This window comes from Lutispora saccharofermentans (assembly GCF_024363565.1).
GTDB classification, from domain to species: domain Bacteria; phylum Bacillota; class Clostridia; order Lutisporales; family Lutisporaceae; genus Lutispora; species Lutispora saccharofermentans.
The window spans coordinates 286813-305423 of record NZ_JAJEKE010000001.1; the positions used below are offsets into that span (position 1 = coordinate 286813).

At 41.6% G+C, this 18611-nt stretch carries 9 protein-coding genes; 3 read left to right on the top strand and 6 right to left on the bottom strand.

The features are described 5' to 3' along the window. Nucleotides 1–79: 79 nt before the first annotated feature. From sdaAA to LJD61_RS01505, 4 genes are all read right to left on the bottom strand, one after another. Nucleotides 80–952 (bottom strand): L-serine ammonia-lyase, iron-sulfur-dependent, subunit alpha, encoded by an 873-nt coding sequence (sdaAA, locus tag LJD61_RS01490; RefSeq protein ID WP_255225716.1) that lies wholly within the window; start codon nt 950–952, stop codon nt 80–82. Nucleotides 953–965: 13 nt separating this feature from the next. Continuing rightward, nucleotides 966–1622: an L-serine ammonia-lyase, iron-sulfur-dependent subunit beta gene (gene sdaAB, locus LJD61_RS01495; RefSeq protein WP_255225717.1), complete on the bottom strand. Its 657-nt coding sequence runs from the start codon at nt 1620–1622 to the stop codon at nt 966–968. Between the two features lie 44 nt (nt 1623–1666). After that, the gene (locus LJD61_RS01500) at nt 1667–9664 is read right to left on the bottom strand and encodes a GH36-type glycosyl hydrolase domain-containing protein (protein WP_255225718.1); all 7998 of its coding nucleotides are present in this window, start codon (nt 9662–9664) and stop codon (nt 1667–1669) included. Nucleotides 9665–9853: 189 nt separating this feature from the next. Then, nucleotides 9854–12319 (bottom strand): sugar phosphate nucleotidyltransferase, encoded by a 2466-nt coding sequence (locus tag LJD61_RS01505; RefSeq protein ID WP_255225719.1) that lies wholly within the window; start codon nt 12317–12319, stop codon nt 9854–9856. Between the two features lie 168 nt (nt 12320–12487). On the opposite strand from LJD61_RS01505, the gene LJD61_RS01510 reads away from it, so the two are divergent. Beyond that, complete coding sequence (locus LJD61_RS01510; RefSeq protein ID WP_255225720.1) at nt 12488–14044, top strand: ABC-F family ATP-binding cassette domain-containing protein; 1557 nt, start codon at nt 12488–12490, stop codon at nt 14042–14044. A 98-nt stretch (nt 14045–14142) separates the two neighbouring features. Here LJD61_RS01510 and LJD61_RS01515 read toward each other — a convergent pair whose 3' ends face one another. Continuing rightward, entirely contained in the window at nt 14143–15633 is a 1491-nt protein-coding gene (locus LJD61_RS01515; protein ID WP_255225721.1) for an ArnT family glycosyltransferase, read from the bottom strand. Nucleotides 15634–15817: 184 nt separating this feature from the next. On the opposite strand from LJD61_RS01515, the gene LJD61_RS01520 reads away from it, so the two are divergent. Beyond that, the gene (locus LJD61_RS01520) at nt 15818–16888 is read left to right on the top strand and encodes a DUF3810 domain-containing protein (protein WP_255225722.1); all 1071 of its coding nucleotides are present in this window, start codon (nt 15818–15820) and stop codon (nt 16886–16888) included. On the opposite strand, the gene LJD61_RS01525 is transcribed toward LJD61_RS01520, so the two are convergent. Then, on the bottom strand, nt 16871–18250 hold the full coding sequence (locus LJD61_RS01525) for an MATE family efflux transporter (RefSeq protein ID WP_255225723.1): 1380 nt from the start codon (nt 18248–18250) through the stop codon (nt 16871–16873). The genes LJD61_RS01520 and LJD61_RS01525 overlap by 18 nt on opposite strands. A 63-nt stretch (nt 18251–18313) precedes the next feature. Here LJD61_RS01525 and LJD61_RS01530 point away from each other — a divergent pair, with 63 nt between their 5' ends. After that, nucleotides 18314–18607, top strand: a complete 294-nt coding sequence (locus LJD61_RS01530; protein WP_255225724.1) for a YmaF family protein — start codon at nt 18314–18316, stop codon at nt 18605–18607. Nucleotides 18608–18611: the final 4 nt, after the last annotated feature.

Genomic DNA, 18611 nt, shown 5'->3' on the forward strand with positions numbered 1-18611 from the left:
GAACACCTAGAGCCGTTTTGTTTTATATATAAAGTTTTTATTATTATGAGAGCTATACACTCTCGTGCATCAAAATCTCTTATTCTTTCTTCACCAGCTTCTCTTCCAATGCCCTCCCGGTGCTTGTAGCCGCAAGACCGCCCATGGAAGTTTCTCTGAGTTCCACAGGCATGGCATGACCTACCTCGCCCATAGCCTTAATGACCTCATCAACAGGTATTACGCTTTTTATTCCAGATATGGCCATATCTGCTGCAAGTATAGCCTGGGCTGCGCCAAAGCTGTTCCTTTTGATGCAAGGGACTTCTACTAAGCCAGCTACAGGATCGCAGACAAGACCCATGACACCCTTCATAGCTATAGCAGCCGCATCTCCGGCTTGAGACGGTGTTCCGCCTGACAATTCGACCGCTGCTGCAGCAGCCATAGCAGAAGCAGCTCCGCATTCTGCCTGGCATCCCCCTTCAGCTCCGGCCAGGGTCGCATTCTGAGCGATAACCTTGCCTACAACGGCAGTGGTGATCAAAGATTCTGCTATCTCTTCATCGGATTTGCCCAGTCTTTCTCCTACGGTCATCAGCACTCCCGGAATAATCCCGCAGGAGCCGGCTGTCGGAGCAGCTACTATCTTGCCCATAGAGGCGTTGACATTAGAAACAGCCATCGCCCTGGAAGCCGCACTCAATATCGTCTCACCTGACAGCCCTTTATCCCTTTCCTGCCATAGCCTGTATCCTTCTCCCCCGGTGAGGCCGCTTACTGAGGGTATTACCTGACTAATGCCATTGGATACGGAATCTTTCATCACAGCATAATTGGAATACATTCTTTTCTTTATTTCTTCAGCAGACAATCCGCTTTCCTTGCTCTCCATCTCTAAAGCAATATCCGATATTTTTGCACCTTTTTGTTCTGCAGCTTCAATTATTTGCTGCATAGTATACAGGGACATATATTCATCCTCCTCAAATAGTGGATAGCACTATCTTATATATGCCATCATGGCCTTCCAGATCTGTCTTAACCGATTTCGGGGGTATTTCATCTGTTTCAATGATCATCAATGCGGTATCACCCTTGGACTTCCTTGACAGTTTCATCTGCGCAATATTTATATTTTTTTGTGCCAAATAGGAGGCTGCAAAGGCTACAATGCCGGGCTTATCATGTTGTATGGCTATTATGGTATTATATTCACCTGTAAATTCAGTTTTAAACCCATCGATGTCCTGTATCATCACTCTGCCTCCTCCCAGGGAGCAGCCTGTTATGCTCATGGTGCTTTTTTCTCCGAATAATTGTATCTTGGCTGTATTCGGGTGAACTTCCCGGTTGCTGTCCTCAAGTCTGAAATTTATCTCAATTCCGGCTTTTCCCCCTATCTCAAAGGCATCCTTTATACGCTCATCATCAGGATCCATACCCATTATTCCGGCTACAACAGCCTTATCCGTTCCGTGGCCCTTGCCTGTTTTGGCAAAAGAATTATACAGGGTTATATCCGCCCTATCAAAGCTTGCCCCAAATATGTTTCTTGCCAGCTTTCCAAGCCTTGCCGCTCCGGCCGTATGTGAACTGGACGGACCAATCATAACGGGACCGATGATATCAAAAAGATTCACTTTATCATCCTCCTATCTTCTCAATATATAATAGCATTTACTAATTATTCTTTACAACCCATCAAAACCACAATCTCATGTTTCTTCCCATCATCGGAGAGCTCTATCCCTTCGCTGTTTATCAATTTTCCGTCCAGGCTGAGTGATGCTACTCCCCGGCTCCTGCTTTCCGGGTTTAAGACATTAATGCTGTAAATTGTACCTGCGTTATTGTAAGTCACCTTATATCCATGCCAGTCCTGAGGTATGCATGGCTCTATGAATAATCGGCTTCCTCTCTTTTTTATACCCAATATATATTCAATACCCGCTCTGTATATCCAACCGGCAGCTCCCGTATACCATGACCATCCGCCTCTTCCTGTATGGGGACTTACAGCATATACATCAGCAGCTACGGCATAAGGCTCCGTCTTATAGACAGCGCATTCAAGGGGCGTTCTGGCATGATTTATAGGATTTATCATATGAAATAATTTGTGAGCCATGTCACCTTCACCCAGTCGGGCAAAGGCACATATGACCCAGGCTGCAGCATGGGTGTACTGCCCGCCGTTTTCTCTTACTCCCGGCACATAGGATTTTATATAGCCCGGGTTTTTATCGGTTTTATCAAAAGGCGGCGTAAAAAGAAGTATCAATCCCTCATCCTCTTTTACCAAATGTCTTTTCACAGACTCCATGGCAATTGATGCCCTTTCAGGCGATGCTGCTCCGGATAATACTGCCCAGCTTTGTGCGATGGAGTCTATCATGCACTCCATATTTTCTGAAGACCCGAGAGGGGTACCATCGTCATAATACGCTCTCTTGTACCAATTTCCATCCCAACCATCGTCCTCAATAGCTTTTTTTAGCTTATCCATGGCTGTTTCATATTTTATCGCTCTTTCCGAATCCCTCATCAAAGCGCATATGGGAATAAAGCCCTCCAATATTTTATACAAAAAGAATGCCAGCCATATGCTTTCTCCGCTTCCTTTATTGCCGACCATATTCATACCGTCATTCCAATCTCCGGAGCCCATCTTCGGCAGATCATGAATACCGAAATTCAAGCTTCTGTCTATGGCTTTTATACAATGCCCATAAACAGTATCCATCATAGAAGAAGCCTGCGGTATGCCGTATTTTTCATCCTCCCCTTCTTTAAGGGGCTCCGCCTTGATGTATGGCCTCTCAATTTTTAATACACTATTGTCCTCCGTAAGCTTTATATACTCAATAACCGCATAAGGAAGCCACAGCAGATCATCAGTAAATCTTGTTCTTACGCCTTTATCTCCGGCCACAGGGTGCCACCAATGCTGCACATCACCTTCCTCAAATTGATGGCTGCAATGAAGCAGGATCTGCTCCTTAAGCGAATCCGGCATCAGCATCCCAATATTCACGGCATCCTGAAGCTGATCCCTGAAGCCATATGCTCCCCCGGACTGGTAAAAGCCTGACCTGGCCCATAATCTGCAGGATATGGTCTGATATGCAAGCCATCCGTTCAATAGCAGGTCCATGGATTTATCAGGAGTTTCAACCTTGATTTTCCCCAAGATTGCCTGCCAGCTTTGCTTTGCCATTTTCAGTTCATGCTCTGCTGTAGAAATATCCTTATATCTTTCCAAAATAGCCTTGATTTCCTTGTATTCACTGCTCTGCCCCAGGTAGAACCCGATTTTTTTCTCCTCCATAGCCCCCAGGCTTATCTCAATCTGGATCACTCCGCAAGCTTCATAATCTATGTCCGCATCAGCATCTTCTTCTACCATGTTTAAAACTTCAAGCCTGTTTGTCTTATACTCCTTTATGGGTTCTGAGGATGCCATAAATGCTACTCTTCCCGGGAAATCGCTATTATAGCTGTTCCTTAAGATCAACGCGTCAAACTCAGCATCATGATCAACGACTATATGCGGCTTTGTTTCTTTTTTATTTACCCCAAGCACAGGTTCAACATAGTAATAAAGCTTCAACTTTTTCTCTCTGTCCTCTTTATTGCTCAGCTTCAGGATATTCACCTTAAGCTTCTCATCTAAAGGTGTGAACATCTCTAACTCCTGCTTAATTCCATAGCAGTCCATGTTGAATACCGTATAGCCCCAGCCATGCCTTACTGCCCAGGGTTCAGCATTTTTCGAAGCGCTTGGTGTGATGGTCCATATTTCTCCTTTCTCCATGTCTTCCATATAAATTATCTCCTGTGGCTCATCTGCAACCGGATCATTTGTCCAGGAGGTAATCTTGTATTCCCTGCTATTCTCTGCCCAGGCATAGCCTCCGCCGCTTTCAGATATTATAAATCCGAATTTAGGATTTGCAATCACATTTATCCAGGGAGCAGGCGTAATATGCCCTTTCTTCAGGTTCATGACATATTCACTTCCATCTCTGGCAAATCCGCCATAGCCATTGAACATAAAAACATCATTTATAGCAGGGAGTTCACATTTTTTCGTTCTTTCACCATTGTCCGCTTTTTTATTTTCAGCCTTCCTTATGCTTATTTCAAGCAGCTGCTTTTCTATAGGACCCTTTTCAGCCTTAAATGTCAAAGCAGAAGCAGCAAGCAATAAATCCTTATCTTCGCGAGGAATATTAGAAGCATTAATGATGAATATTCCGCCGGAAGTGCCTAATAAATATCTGCCGTTGCTATCCTCCACCAAATTGAGGATGGCTGTTCTTAAAGGCTGCAAGTAGTTGCTTTCGTCTAGATTTAAAATGACCAGGTCCATGCTTAAGCCTTTGATTCTCAAAAATTCATGAGCTCTGACAGCTTGCCTGAGGATAGGAATATCTCTCTCATCAGCTATGGACATCAGCATAATCGGCAAATCTCCCGATATACCATATGGCCAAAGCGAGGGCTGGCCTTTTCTATTTCGCCTTATATATTCCCGATTTGCACTTCTACCGGGGCTCCCATAGATCAAATGTGATATAAGCTTTTCAAAATTCACAATATCTTGAGTGTCCAGGTTTAAAAAAGAACCCTCCACCTGGCTTCTGGTGGCTGACAGTGCATAAGCCCTCTGTATGGATGAAACTTCTCTATATTTGACTATCAATTCTCTCATTCTTTCTCTTGACATACCGAAGCCTGTAACGAAAGATATTTCTCCGGAGCTTCCGGCATTCAGCCGGATCACTCTTCTTATGCTCATCACCGGGTCTAGCACTATTCCGGAAGTATTTGACAGCGGCTGATGAACAGCTAAAGGATTTTTGATGCTCCTCCCTCTTCCTATAAAGTTCACCCTGCTGGTTTCATATTCCATAGACCCCGAAGCGTTGCCTTCTACTACGGAAGTATGAAAAGCCCACCTCTCCCAGCCATCCGTTTCTCTTGGTTTTCTCACTGCCAAAAGGCTCTTGTATTCCTCCAAATACTCTGTCCTGACAAATAAATTTGAAAAAGCCCTATGAGCTATATCCGCCGCCTCAGCAGTAAGCGTTACTTCCATGAAGCTGGTCAATTCTAAAGAAACAGGAGTGTGTCCGTGATTTTCTATCCTTATCCTCCTGATTTCCACATGGTCTTCGGGAGACACAAATACTTCCATCACTGTTTTTATATCATTATCCGTTCTGGTAAACTCTGCTTTTGATTGATAAAAATCCACATTATATGCTTCAGCATCCTCATTGAAGGGCTCGTAAGCTGCAGACCAAACTTTGTCTTTGCTCAAATCTCTGATAAATATATAGTTGCCATATCCGCCCTCTATGCTATCGGCTCTCCACCTATTTATCAATGTTCCGTCTATTTTGCTGAAGCCTCCGCCTCTATTGTTGATAAAAACAGAATGTTTCCCATTGGTAAGAATCTGGCAGGGTGGAGGCAATGCATTGATAGAATCATAGCTTCTTATACCCTCCTGATACAGTCTTTTCTGTCTGTCCGCCCCAGGCATGCTTTCCTTATATTCCTTAGTGATCACCGCATTTGCTGGAATCCTTTCCTGCAGCATTATCTCCCCCGCTTTTATTACTGGATGGCTGTGAAAGCGCTTTATCAATATATCATCATTTAAATAGTTGTTTATAGCCAGCAAGCTCATGCCTTGATGATGAGCCATATAGCTTTTTATTATCTGGTGATTTGCTCCCGCAGGCATGCGTCTCAGAGTAAAATCTACCGCTTCATAGAGCCCATATTTGCCTTCCATTCCCATTTCAATAAGCCTTCTGATATTTTCAGCGGCTCCTTCAGGATCAAAATTAATTGCCAGGATAGTCGAATATGGAGATATCACAACTTCCTCAACAAGGCCTCTTTTTAAGCCCAGATCAGGCACGCCAAAAGCTTTATATTGATAATTCAAATCCAGGTCAAAGGCGTAATAGCCGGATTCAGAGGTGCCCCAAGGCACATTATTCTTGCGTCCATAGCTCTTTTGGGCTTTTATCACACCTTTATAAGTCTCATCCATAATGGTCTTGCTATAGTCCTTCATTATTAAAGCAGGCATAAAGTATTCAAACATAGTACCGCTCCAGGAAACCAATGCTTTATTTCTGCCTATGTGCGTCAAAGACCTTCCCAGCTTATTCCAATGCTTAAGGGGGACCTCTCTTCTGGCTGCTGCCAGATAGCTTGTTATCCTGGCTTCAGAAGCCAGCAAATCGTAATACGAGTTTGTAAGGCTTTCCTTATCCACATCATAACCTATGGAAAATAAATTTTTTTTCTTATCGTAAAGGTAAATAAATTTAGTCCTTTCAATAATCCGCCCTATCCTCTCTTTCATGTCTGCCGCCGTGCTCCTATTATCACTGTTTTCAAGCGGCTCGCTCAACGCCTGCTCCAGCAGGAGCATATAAGATATGAAATTTCCGCTGTCAACCGTTGATACATAATGGGGCCTAAGAACCTCCAGAGTTTTAATATCATACCAGTTGTATAAATGGCCTTTCCAGCTTTCCAGCTTCTCCACGGTATCCATAGTATTATTGAGCCTTTCCAATGCCTGGGACATTGTAATATAGCCCAGATCAACGGCTGCTAAAGTTGATACCATATATAAGCCTATGTTTGTAGGAGAGGTTCTCGGGGCTGCTCCCTTCAGGGGGTATTCCTGATAATTGTCAGGAGGCAAGAAATTAGATTCTTTGCATACCAATTTCTCATAATAGGACCAGGTATTTCTGCCGATCCTCTCAATATTTTCCCTATCCTCTCCGGATAAAACAGGCTTTTGTTTTATGGAATCATTGCTTATCCTGTAAGCAATATAAGGTGAGGCAATCCATAGAATTATAAAGAATACAGATGCCGCGTCATATCGTGCTCCTGATATGGCAATAGCCGCTGCATAGAGCAGTGATAAAGTCGGAGCCTGTCTCATTTTCCAAAGGCATCCCCTGAAATTCAGCTTGATCTTTTTCTCAGCATCTGCCGCTGTAAGCCATTCCAGCAAATTTTTACGGGAATAAAATACTCTATACAGGGTCCTCACTATTGCATCTGCCATCAGATAAGCATTATAGGGCAAAAAAGCAAGGATTATAAAAAGCTGATATGCAGCTGTTTTTAATTGTTCTGTATACCGGCCCACATCTCTGTTCCTTACTATATCTAAAGAAAAAAATCTCAGTATGTGGGGGAATAAGATTATAAGCAGTATAATATACAAGAGCTTTGAAGCCGCAACAGGCAAAAAGGCTGTACCCAGCAGCAGCAAGTATAGAGAAGGCTGCAGCATGCTCCTTCTGAGATTATCTATCATCTTCCATCTTGAAAGAGCCGACAGAGGTTTTTTGCCAAAGATCCATTTGATCAGCTGCCAGTCCCCTCTCACCCATCTATGCTGTCTGGCGGAATAAGAACCGTATTTCCCGGGGAAACCATCTATGAGGCTGATATCTCCAGCCAATCCGGTTCTAAGAAGGCTTCCTTCTAAAAGGTCATGGCTTAAAATTGTATTATCCTCTATCCTCTTCTCTGTCACTTCATTAAATAGCTTTAAATCATAGATTCCCTTACCGGTAAATATGCCTTCTCCGAAAACATCCTGATAGATATTTGATACGGCTGTTGTGTATGGATCGATCCCCCCGTCTCCCGCAAATATTTCTGCAAACAAGGTTTTCTGAGAATCCATAATATCTATTTCGATCCTGGGCTGAATGATGCCGTAGCCATCCGCAACCACACCTGAATCCGGATCGTAAACAGCCCTATTAAGCGGGTGAGAAATGGTGCCTATAAGCTTTCTTGCACTATCCATAACAAGATTTGTATCGGAATCTATCGTTATGATATATCTGATGTCCTTTAAAGCGTCCGTATCAGAGGATTTATATATAAAGGAGGTGTTTGGCCTGCCCGTAATCAGGTTATTGAAGTGTATGATCGCTCCTCTTTTCCGTTCCCAGCCCATCCACTTGCCTTGTTTTGGGTTGTATTCTCTTTTCCTGTGAAAATAGTAGAACTTTATTCCGCCTTCTTCATCATACTTCTCATTCAGATGCTTTACTCCTGCCATGACAGTATCTATGATGGCTTTATCGTCAGGGTTTGTCTCAGCTTTATAGTCCTTGAAATCGCCAACCAAACCGAAAAAAACATTTTTATCTTTATTGGCCAGGTAGTACACTTCCATTTTTTCAATCAATTCCCGGGCAGATTTTTTATCACTCAATAAAGCGGGTATGATAACCATCGTTCTGGCTTCATCAGGAATGCCTCCGCCATATTCAAGCCGTGGAAGCATAGCAGGCTTATAAAGCTTCATAAATATATAGTTTGCCAGGCTGACTCCGATTTCTGAGGCCGGGATAAGCAATAAAGCGGATAGCAGCAATATTTTCTCATTGCTCCAGCCCTTATTCATCATATTGACCCCAAATATGATGAATAAGGCTGTAAGAGATATAATGGAAACTATATAGGAAGCTATAGATTTTAGCCTGGATTCCCCTTTTTTAATCTTTAGCTGTGAAAACAGCTCCTGTCTGCCTTCATCGATAAGGTAATATCCTACATGGGTTGCCTTGAAGGCTTTGCCCGAATCCTTCGCCGCTTTGCTCAGGCTTATTGCAATGTTTGCAATTCTTGTTTCTGAAACTCCCCAGCTTCTTGATATCTTTGCTATTGCCTTTCTGTAATAATCCCTTGATTCAAAATCCATGAGTGAGTATATGCCTGCCGGGTCCTTCGAAAGCTTTTCCTCAACTATGCTTATGGATTCGAATATATCATTCCAATCCATTGTGGATATGCTATGCAGGCTTGTGATGGAATTTCCCAAGGAAACCTTCCTTACGGCATACTCTTTGTGCCCGTATTGAACCAAATCTCCTATTGTAGTGTTATATTCATCAAGCCTTTTTTCCAGATAGCTATAAATCTCTCCAAATTCAACGCCCGATCTTCTGATGCAAGCCAGCATATGCTCTATGTAAGGGGTGTTGAGCCTGCTCCTTATCTCCAGACTTTCCTCTATGGCATCAAGCAGCTCATCATTATTAAGCTTCAAATCTTGTTCTGCTTTATTCCATTGAAGCTGAGTATCATATATTGCAGTACAGATTATTCTTATATTCTCCACCAAAGCAATCCTGGTCACCAGAGATAAGGCCCATACCTCCGATATCGTCAGTATCTGATTCGATTGATAGGCCTTTATAAAATCTATGAACAAATTTGTATCTATGCTTCCGTCTGTATGGGAAACATACTCCAATGCGAGGGAATATACCCTCGGATAGTCCCTCAGATACCCGGATGCTAAAGCATTTAGCCTATAAAACCGTTCATGATCTATGTTCAATCTTGCATCCTTGACCTGCTCTTCTATTTTATAAAAATTGTCCATCAGCCATTCTGATGCGGTGGCCATATCAACATTATCCTTGGATATGCTGTCCAGCTTTTTATATATATCAAAAATAACATTATAGTTTTCTTCCAATCGCTTCTTAAGCCTTTTGGTGGATTCCTTTCTTTTCTTAAGCCTATGCTTTTGCCCTATGTTGCATCCGTGTGCCAGCAGTTCCTCCCTGTTTAAAAGAACGTCTTTGATCTCTTCAATTTCATTCATTGATTTTCCCACACCTCTCTATAGCTAAAAAATCAAAGGTTCCACTGCAATAATTCATTGCTGAATCTATTGTGCTAACTGATAACGATTACAGAGCTCCGGAACTAAGATTTTTTAAGCTCCTTCTCAATGCACTCTTTTATCAGTAAAGACAACAGATTAATTAGAGTTATTGCAGTGGAATCAAGGTTATCCTCTCTGATTTTTTAAAAGCTCAGCTATCTTCTCACTTAGATCCGCTGATAATTCCCTGGCCATTTCCTCTGTATAGCCCTCCGTGTAAATATTGAATAAGGGTTTTTCACCATCGGGCAAAAGCAGCGCCCATCCCCTGGAATCGTTTATCTTTACGCCTTCAATGAGCTCTATGTCTTCCAGATTTGACCCAAAAGCAATTTCTCTGATGATCCTGCCTTTATCCTTCCAATCGCAGCTGATTTCCTTTTTTAGATAGTAATATTCGGGTATTTCATCCATCAGCTCGGCTACGCCTATGTTCTCCCTATTCATATACTCAAGCAGATAGCCCAAGGTCCATATGCTGTTGTGATTTAAAACAAATTGAACAGATGGGCTTTGCAGTTCCACCATCTTTCTCATTATTTCTGCTGTGCTTGAAGAAGTTCTAAAAATCCTGGCTCCGTTAAACTCTGCAATCTTTTCCGCAGCTCTCGGAAAAGCATGAGGAAAAACAAGATTCTCCGCATTATAACCTTTTATAGCTATTAACTCTGCCAACAGAAGATATTCTTCATCTTTTATTACTCTGCCCGTTTTATCTATCAGCATGAGATTTTCTCCATTTTCGTGGATTATTACCCCTAAATCCGCCTTTTTTCTCAATATCAATCTAGCCATATGCTTGTAGATTCCCGGCTCCTTTATATTATCGGCGTCGCCCCATACCAGGCTAACGCTGCAGCCTAAATTCTGCAAATACTTATATGCAATGGTTGAAGCGCTCTCAGATTGTGACGCAAGAATTATTTTGTAATTTCTTCGTCTTATTTCATCTATGTTCTGTATAAGGTTAACTCCTTGCCTGATAAATATCTCTTGAAAGTTCTCCATCCGCATTATGGTTTTTACATCCTCAGCCTTGCATCTATCATAATCATCTTGATTTAATAGGTTTTCTACCCCTCTCTCTTTGCTTCGCCCTATATTTATTCCATTTTCATCAAAGAATTCAATATAGGTTTTATACGGCTTTGCCTTGGAGGTGTGTATATGAACGCCTCCGTTTGCTCTATGATAGTTAACTCCAAACCTGCTCATAGGAGCTATAGAGTTATCAAGCAGTATTGTTTGGCCTCCCAAGGATAAAACACCGGCTGCAAAAGAGCTTTTAGCGATATAGGATTGGGTGCTATTGTCACTTCCTACTACCAGTGTTGCATTTTTTCCTATTGCTGCAGCAAAGGCAGACCCCAGGCTTGAGCAAAATTCAGGTGAAATTTCTTGATTCAATATCCCTGATACGCCCCTTGAGCCGAATATATTTTTAGTCGCTTTGGTTCCCCATATTATATTGTGATTCACAATAGTATTCTCATATATCTTCTTGCCGGGCCATATCCTCACATCAGGCTTGATTATACAGTTTTCCAGTATTATAGAATTCTCCCCTGTCACTGAATTTTCAAAGATTTTTACATTATTTTTTATTGATGAACCTGAGCAGATCACACCTCCGCTTATACCGCAGTTTTCGCCGATGTCGACACTCTTCCATACCACGCTTCTTTTGACCCTGCTCTTTGAACCTATTCTGCAATTTTGAGATATTACAGAATAGGAATCTACCAGAGCATTATCCTCTATGGCAACATCCCTCCCTATATAAGCGGGAGAAGCCAATCTTACACTGCTGCTTATATTAATCCCGGAAGAAAGCCATATGCCCTGGGGGCTCTCAACAGCATCCAAATCTACCTTTGCCTTTTTATCCAATATATCGAAATGCACCTGCCTGTAGGAGCTCAAATCACCTATATCACACCAGTAGTCCTCGGTAATATACCCATATATGGGCACCTTGTCTCTAAGAAGCTTAGGGAACAAATCTTTGCTGAAATCGAAATTCACGCCGGGCTTATAATACTCCAGCACCTCCGGCTCAAGTATATAAATTCCCGTGTTGACAGTATCGCTGAAAACCTCTCCCCAGCTTGGCTTTTCCAGAAACCGTACTATAGAGCCATCACCATCGGTTATTATAACTCCATACTCGATGGGTACCGCTTCTCTCTTCAGCACAAGGGTTGCTTTTGACTTTTTGTTTTTGTGAAACTCTAGAGCTTCATGCAAATTCAAATCTGTAAGAGCATCACCGCTCATTACTATAAATGTGTTCTCCAAAAAATCTCCCGTATTTCTTACGCTTCCGCCAGTGCCTAACGGTGCATCTTCTATAAAATAACGAAGCTTCACTCCATAATCTGCTCCATCGTTGAAATAATCCATGATAACCTGCGGTAGATATGCAACTGTGACCCCAATACTTTCAATGCCATTTTTCTTCAGTAACTTTATTGTATATTCCATGGCCGGCTTATCAAATATAGGAACCATCGGCTTAGGAATTCCACAAGTCAACGGCCTCAATCTGGTTCCTTTTCCGCCGGCCATTATCACAGCTTTAATATCAATCACTCCTTTTAATATACCGGCAAAATAACAGTCATTAATTATTCTATGAATTATGGCCGTATATATTCATAAAAAGTGCAAACCGAAAAACGAAATTACTCTTTGCAAGAGACATGCTCTCATATATAATGATGGATATATGTTTTTATTAGAATTATGTGAGGGATAAAGATGAGCATATTAACAGTAAAAAATTTAAGCCACGGCTTTGGTGATAGAGCAATATTTAAAAATGTGTCTTTTCGTTTATTGAAAGGCGAGCATATAGGCCTTATCGGAGCCAACGGAGAAGGAAAATCTACTTTTATGAATATGATCACAAACAAACTGGAGCCCGATGAAGGCCATATTGAATGGTCTAAAAGGGTAAGAGTAGGATATCTGGACCAGCATGTTGTTTTAAAAAATGGAATGACCTTGAGAGATGTCTTAAGAGGAGCCTTTCAATACCTGTTTGATCTGGAAGAAGAAATGAATGAAATATGCAATAAAATGGCTGATGCGAAAGAAGCTGAGCTGGAAGCCCTTCTGGAAGATATGGGCAATATACAGGATATTTTAACCCACAATGATTTCTATGTCATAGACTCCAAAATAGAAGAAATAGGAAGAGGACTTGGATTAACAGATATAGGTCTTGATAAAGATGTAAATGATCTCAGCGGTGGGCAGAGGACAAAAGTTTTGATAGGAAAGCTCCTGCTGGAAAAGCCTGATATACTTCTTCTCGATGAGCCCACCAATTACCTGGATGAGCAGCATATCGAATGGCTGAAGAGATACCTGCAGCAATATGAAAATGCCTTTATCCTGATCTCTCATGATATGCCATTTTTAAACAGTGTTGTAAACATCATATATCATATGGAAAATCAAAGCTTAGACAGGTATGTGGGCGATTATGACAATTTCAAGCAGATATATGAAGCCAAAAAGCTTCAGCTGGAAGCCGCATACAAAAGTCAGCAGCAAGAGATTGCCGAGCTTAAGGATTTCGTAGCCAGAAACAAAGCAAGGGTATCCACAAGGAATATGGCGATGTCAAGGCAAAAGAAGCTTGACAAAATGGAGATAATAGAGCTGGCTAAAGAAAAGCCAAAGCCTGAATTCAACTTCAGAAAAGGCCGGTTATCGGGAAAATCCGTGGTAAGCACCGAGGGCCTGATCATAGGATACAATGAGCCATTATCAAAGCCCCTGGATATATATATTGAAAGAGGGCAAAAAATTGCTCTGATAGGTGCAAATGGTTTAGGGAAGACCACTTTGCTGAAGAGCATATTGGGTGAAATCCCTTCACTTTCAGGAACTATAGAATTAGGAGATAATTTGGATATAGGCTATTTCGAACAGGAAATGAAGGAAGCAAATTATAACACCTGCATAGAAGAGGTCTGGACGGAATTCCCCTCTTACACTCAGTATGAGGTAAGGGCAGCCCTGGCCAAATGCGGCCTTACCACCAAGCATATCGAAAGCAAGGTGGTTGTATTGAGCGGCGGGGAACAGGCTAAGGTCAGGCTGTGCAAGCTTATAAACAAGGAAACCAACTTTTTGGTGCTGGATGAGCCCACCAATCATCTTGATCAGGATGCAAAGGAAGAGCTCAAAAGAGCTCTTAAAGAATACAGGGGAACAATCCTCCTCATATGCCATGAAAAAGAATTCTATCAGGATATAGTCACAGAGGTATGGAACTGCGAAGATTGGACCACTAAAATTTGCTAAGAGTAAGGCACGGCCCGCCGTGCCTTACTGCTTATGCAGTTTATAAAAGCTATAAAATCTATCTGATTATATGTCGCCGTAATCTTATACTCCATGCACTATCTTTTCTTTCGCAAGTCATAGATCACACATTCGCTGCTGGCGGTGTGTACCATAAAATTGTCTGAAAGATGCTTTCGATATCGCTCATCCGCCTTCGTTGTCTCGCCTGTTAAGACAAAATAATCAACTCCATGCTCAATAAAGTACTGCACTTCTTGTATAGGCTCTTGTGGGATATATTCATAGTATTTGATATTTGCGCGGTATCCGTTCCGATCTGCCGCCGCAAAGATATCAGTACACATCCGATCAACAGCGATGACGGCAGAAGTCTCAGTATTTTCGGCGATAAAGCTTCCCAATTTTGAAATATATTCGTTGGTTTTTGCTGTCCTTTTCAGTGTTGCATTTCCCAGCGCAAATGTTACGATGCAAACAACAAAAACCAATCCGAAGCTTTGGGTTCTGCCTAATCGAAACAGTTCATCCACTGCTGTGCCGCACAGAAGCGCAATCGTTGGTGCAATAAAGATCAGATAATATTGAAGTTTTATCATGGCAACAATCGTTGTGCATTCCAAAATAAACGATGCTGCCAAAAACAAAAGAAACAGCCGTGATTTCTCTTTCTTAAACGTGCAAATAAATCCTGCTATCGCAATCAGAATCACAAGGTTTCCAAATGATCCGGGCAAGCTTTCTTTGAAAAATTCTGCGGAGCTCGGAGCTAGCAATGAAAATATCTCCCATGTAAACGCATGCTTTACAGCAAGATTATTGACCATCTTAAATTCCGAAAACCGTGCAACAATTGCATAGTATATGGCAGATGGAAGAAGGGTGACCGCCGCATAAGCGTAAACATGAAGTTTCCGGAACATGGAATATTGATATTTCATTGCCATCACAGCTAATATCAGAACGCCGATAAACATAATCGGCAGTTTTTCCATGATAGCAAAAGCAAAAAACACCGCAGACAGCCAAAATGGACATTTCTCGTCTGTTTGCTCGCAAAGAAACCAATCTGCAAGAAAAAATATCCCGCCGCACAAAAAGAATAGTGCGCAGGTTTCCGGCATGATAGCCCGCGAAAATGACATGGTAATCGGCAGGAACATATAAACAAACATTGCAGTGAAAGCAGAAAGCGTATGCATCAGTTTCTTCCCGATCAAATAGACAAAAATCGCCGAACCATAGAAAAACATCAAGCTGATCAGCCGGGGGACAGCAGGAGTTACTTTATTGTAGAGGTTGCAAGTGATTACGCCAAGAGCGGGTAAAATTTGCAGCTCAAGCTGAATGATGTTCGGACCGGCTCCGTCATAATTAACCTGCGGACGAAAAATGTCAATGCCGTTTTTAATATAATTCATCATTATGGAATATGTATCGCTCTGCCTCCATGCCTCCAAATTATCCCACGGTTGAACATAAAGCGAACTGTATGTCAAGGCAAAGGAAAGCATAAGGAATGCCAAAACGACAGCTAAATTGCAAAGAGATTGACGTTCCGACATTTTCGGAGGTTTTCTATTTGCCATTTATTATTTCTCCCTCGCGTAACAAATCTATACATCACCGGTTAGCCGATGTAATGTTCTTCTATATTATGTGCCATCAAGCACTTTATAAACTGTTTCTTTTTATCTTATAATATATTTTGACACGTTCTCAAATCGGGTATAATATATTTTAATGATGCTCTTTTTGGAGGAATACAGAAATATGTTTTGGTTTGCTGTTTTAATCCCCATATCCTTTATCCTTGTCTCCCTGGCTAAGGCTTCGCCCCAGGCAGTAGAAGACCTCTACTCTCTGGGAGTATATAGATATATAAGCCAGCCGCTGAGCAAAATCACCGGCGTTGCTTTTTTGTCTCTGGGCGAATTGCTTTTTTATACATTTATAGCTTGGGTAGTGCTTAAGCTCTTCGCTTTAGCCAGGGCATTGTTTCTAAAAAATAAAGAGCTGCTATCAAAAACCATAGCTCAGATGATTGCCGCCCTCAGCATTTTATTATTCCTGTTTGTAATGCTATGGGGCTTAAATTACTATAGGATGCCTCTTTCCCAATTTGCAAATCTGGATACGGAAGATCATACCGCAGAGGATCTGAGAAAGCTGTGCAATTATCTGATCAAAGAGGCCAACAGCTATAGGGATAAAATAAAAGAAGACTCTGGAGGAGTCATGAAGCTGTCCCAGAATAAAAATATCACTATATCAAGAGCTCATCTGGGTTATGAAAGCATATCCTCCCAATACCCCATGCTTGAGGGCAATTATGGAAAGCCTAAAATAGTTTTAGGCTCAAAGCTGATGTCCTATGCAGGAATAGCAGGCATTTTTTTCCCATTTACGATTGAAGCAAATGTGAACGGCGATCTGCCTGAGGTCACGCTTCCCAGCACTATAGCCCACGAAATGGCTCATCAGAGAGGCTACGCCAGGGAGGATGAAGCGAATTTTATTTCTTTTCTAGCCTGTATGGCTAGCCCTGATATAGAATACAAATACTCGGGCACCATCCTTGCCCTTATCCATTCTATAAATGCATTACATGGAGTTGATAAAGACAAAGCCCTTGAGCTGGCTGAGGAGTATAATCCAGGCCTTGAGAGGGACCTGGCGGACATCAATGCTTATTGGAAAAAATTCGAGGGTCCGATAGAAAGAACCTCTACCAGGCTCAATAATACATACCTGAAAGCAAATAACCAAAAGGACGGAGTAAAAAGCTATGGAAGAATGGTCGATCTGCTCTTATCATATTATAAATCAAAAATTCTTGACTAGATTATTGAGCCATTTGCCCGAAACCAGCCTATACATGCAGAATATAAACTTGCCTGCTTCTTCAAGGGTGGTCAATGCGACTACCCAATATATGGGCAGTTTGAACAAAATGGCTCCCGCAAAGGCTAAGGGCACGCCAATAAACCACATTGTGGAGGCTTCAATAATGAAGGCATGTTTGGCATCTCCCCCTCCTCTAAGTATCCCAACAATAATAACTATATTGAAAACCCTGAGAGGCATTATCAAGGAATTTATCTTTATTATTTGATAGGAATCTATCAATACTCTCTGGGAAACATTAAAAAACCCTAATATAAGAGGCCCGCTTACAAGAACCATGAATCCGATAAAAATACCTGTGAAGATGGATAGCATAGCAAATCTGTGGGCATAATCCCTTCCTTCCCCTTCATCTCCTGCACCAATTCTCTTTCCAATCATTACTCCTGAAGCATTGGCCATTCCGAAGCAAAGGATCATAAACAAGTTCTGTACCGTGTTGCTTATTTGTATGGAAGCAATAGCTTCTTTTCCTATACGGCCATATGCTACGGAATATATGACAAAGGCTAAACCCCAGCACACTTCATTGAGCAATACGGGAACAGTGGTTCTATAAATTTTTTTAAAGAAAACACCATTTATAATAAATATATCTTTTAAGTTAGGGGCTAAAATTTTATTTTTCCTATACACTATTGCAACTATCAAGGCTGCTTCAATAAACCTGGCAATAACTGTTGCCAATGCGGCCCCTTCCACCCCCATAGCTTCAAATCCAAAATGTCCGAAGATAAATACATAATTCAAAAACGTATTTCCCAGGAGTGCAACAGCACTGACTATCATCGGATACACCGCTTTTTCCGTACACCTTAATGCAAAGCTGAAGCAGAAGGTCACAGCAGTAAAAGCATAGCTTATGCTCACAAGCCTTAGATAGCTGCTGCCATATAAAAGAACCTCTGCATCCTTGTTAAATATTCCTATTATATTCACTGAAGAGAATAAAGCTGCTAAAGTAAATACTGCAGACACTGTAAGAGTAGAAAAAATTTCTATTCCCACTACATGCTTAATATTCTCCGTATCTTTTTTACCCCAGAATTGTGATATAAATATACCGCTGCCGCTGCATATTCCAAATAAAAACATGCTGAACAGCATAAAGAACTGATTTGCTATTCCTACAGCTGCAATCTGAGTTTCTCCAACCATCCCAATCATAACCGTATCCACCGTATTTAAGGATGTGCTTATAAAGTTTTGAATTATTATGGGTGCCGCAATGCTTGCAAGATCTTTATAAAATGCTTTATCTTGGATTAAGCCTTTCATTATCTGTCTTATATGGTTCAAAATTATTTCACATCCTCTCACTTTTTCGCCTCTGCAGCATAAATATAATATGAGGTGATTTTTATGTACAAAAAATTGCATCTCCACGAATTCGAAGGCACTACAAATAAAGTATTTGCCCACATGCACAAATATTCAGGCACTTCAAGCAAAAACCCGGATTTTGATGGCCATAGCCACTACTTTTCAGGATATGCAGAAGAAGTCCAGGGTCATGTCCACTACTATTCATTGATCACCGGGCCCAATATTGAGGTAGAAGGCGGGCATATCCATTATTATCAATGCTTCACCACTATGAACAAAAGGCATTGCCATATACTCTGGGGCTATACCTCAGTATACTCTGATTACTAAAAAA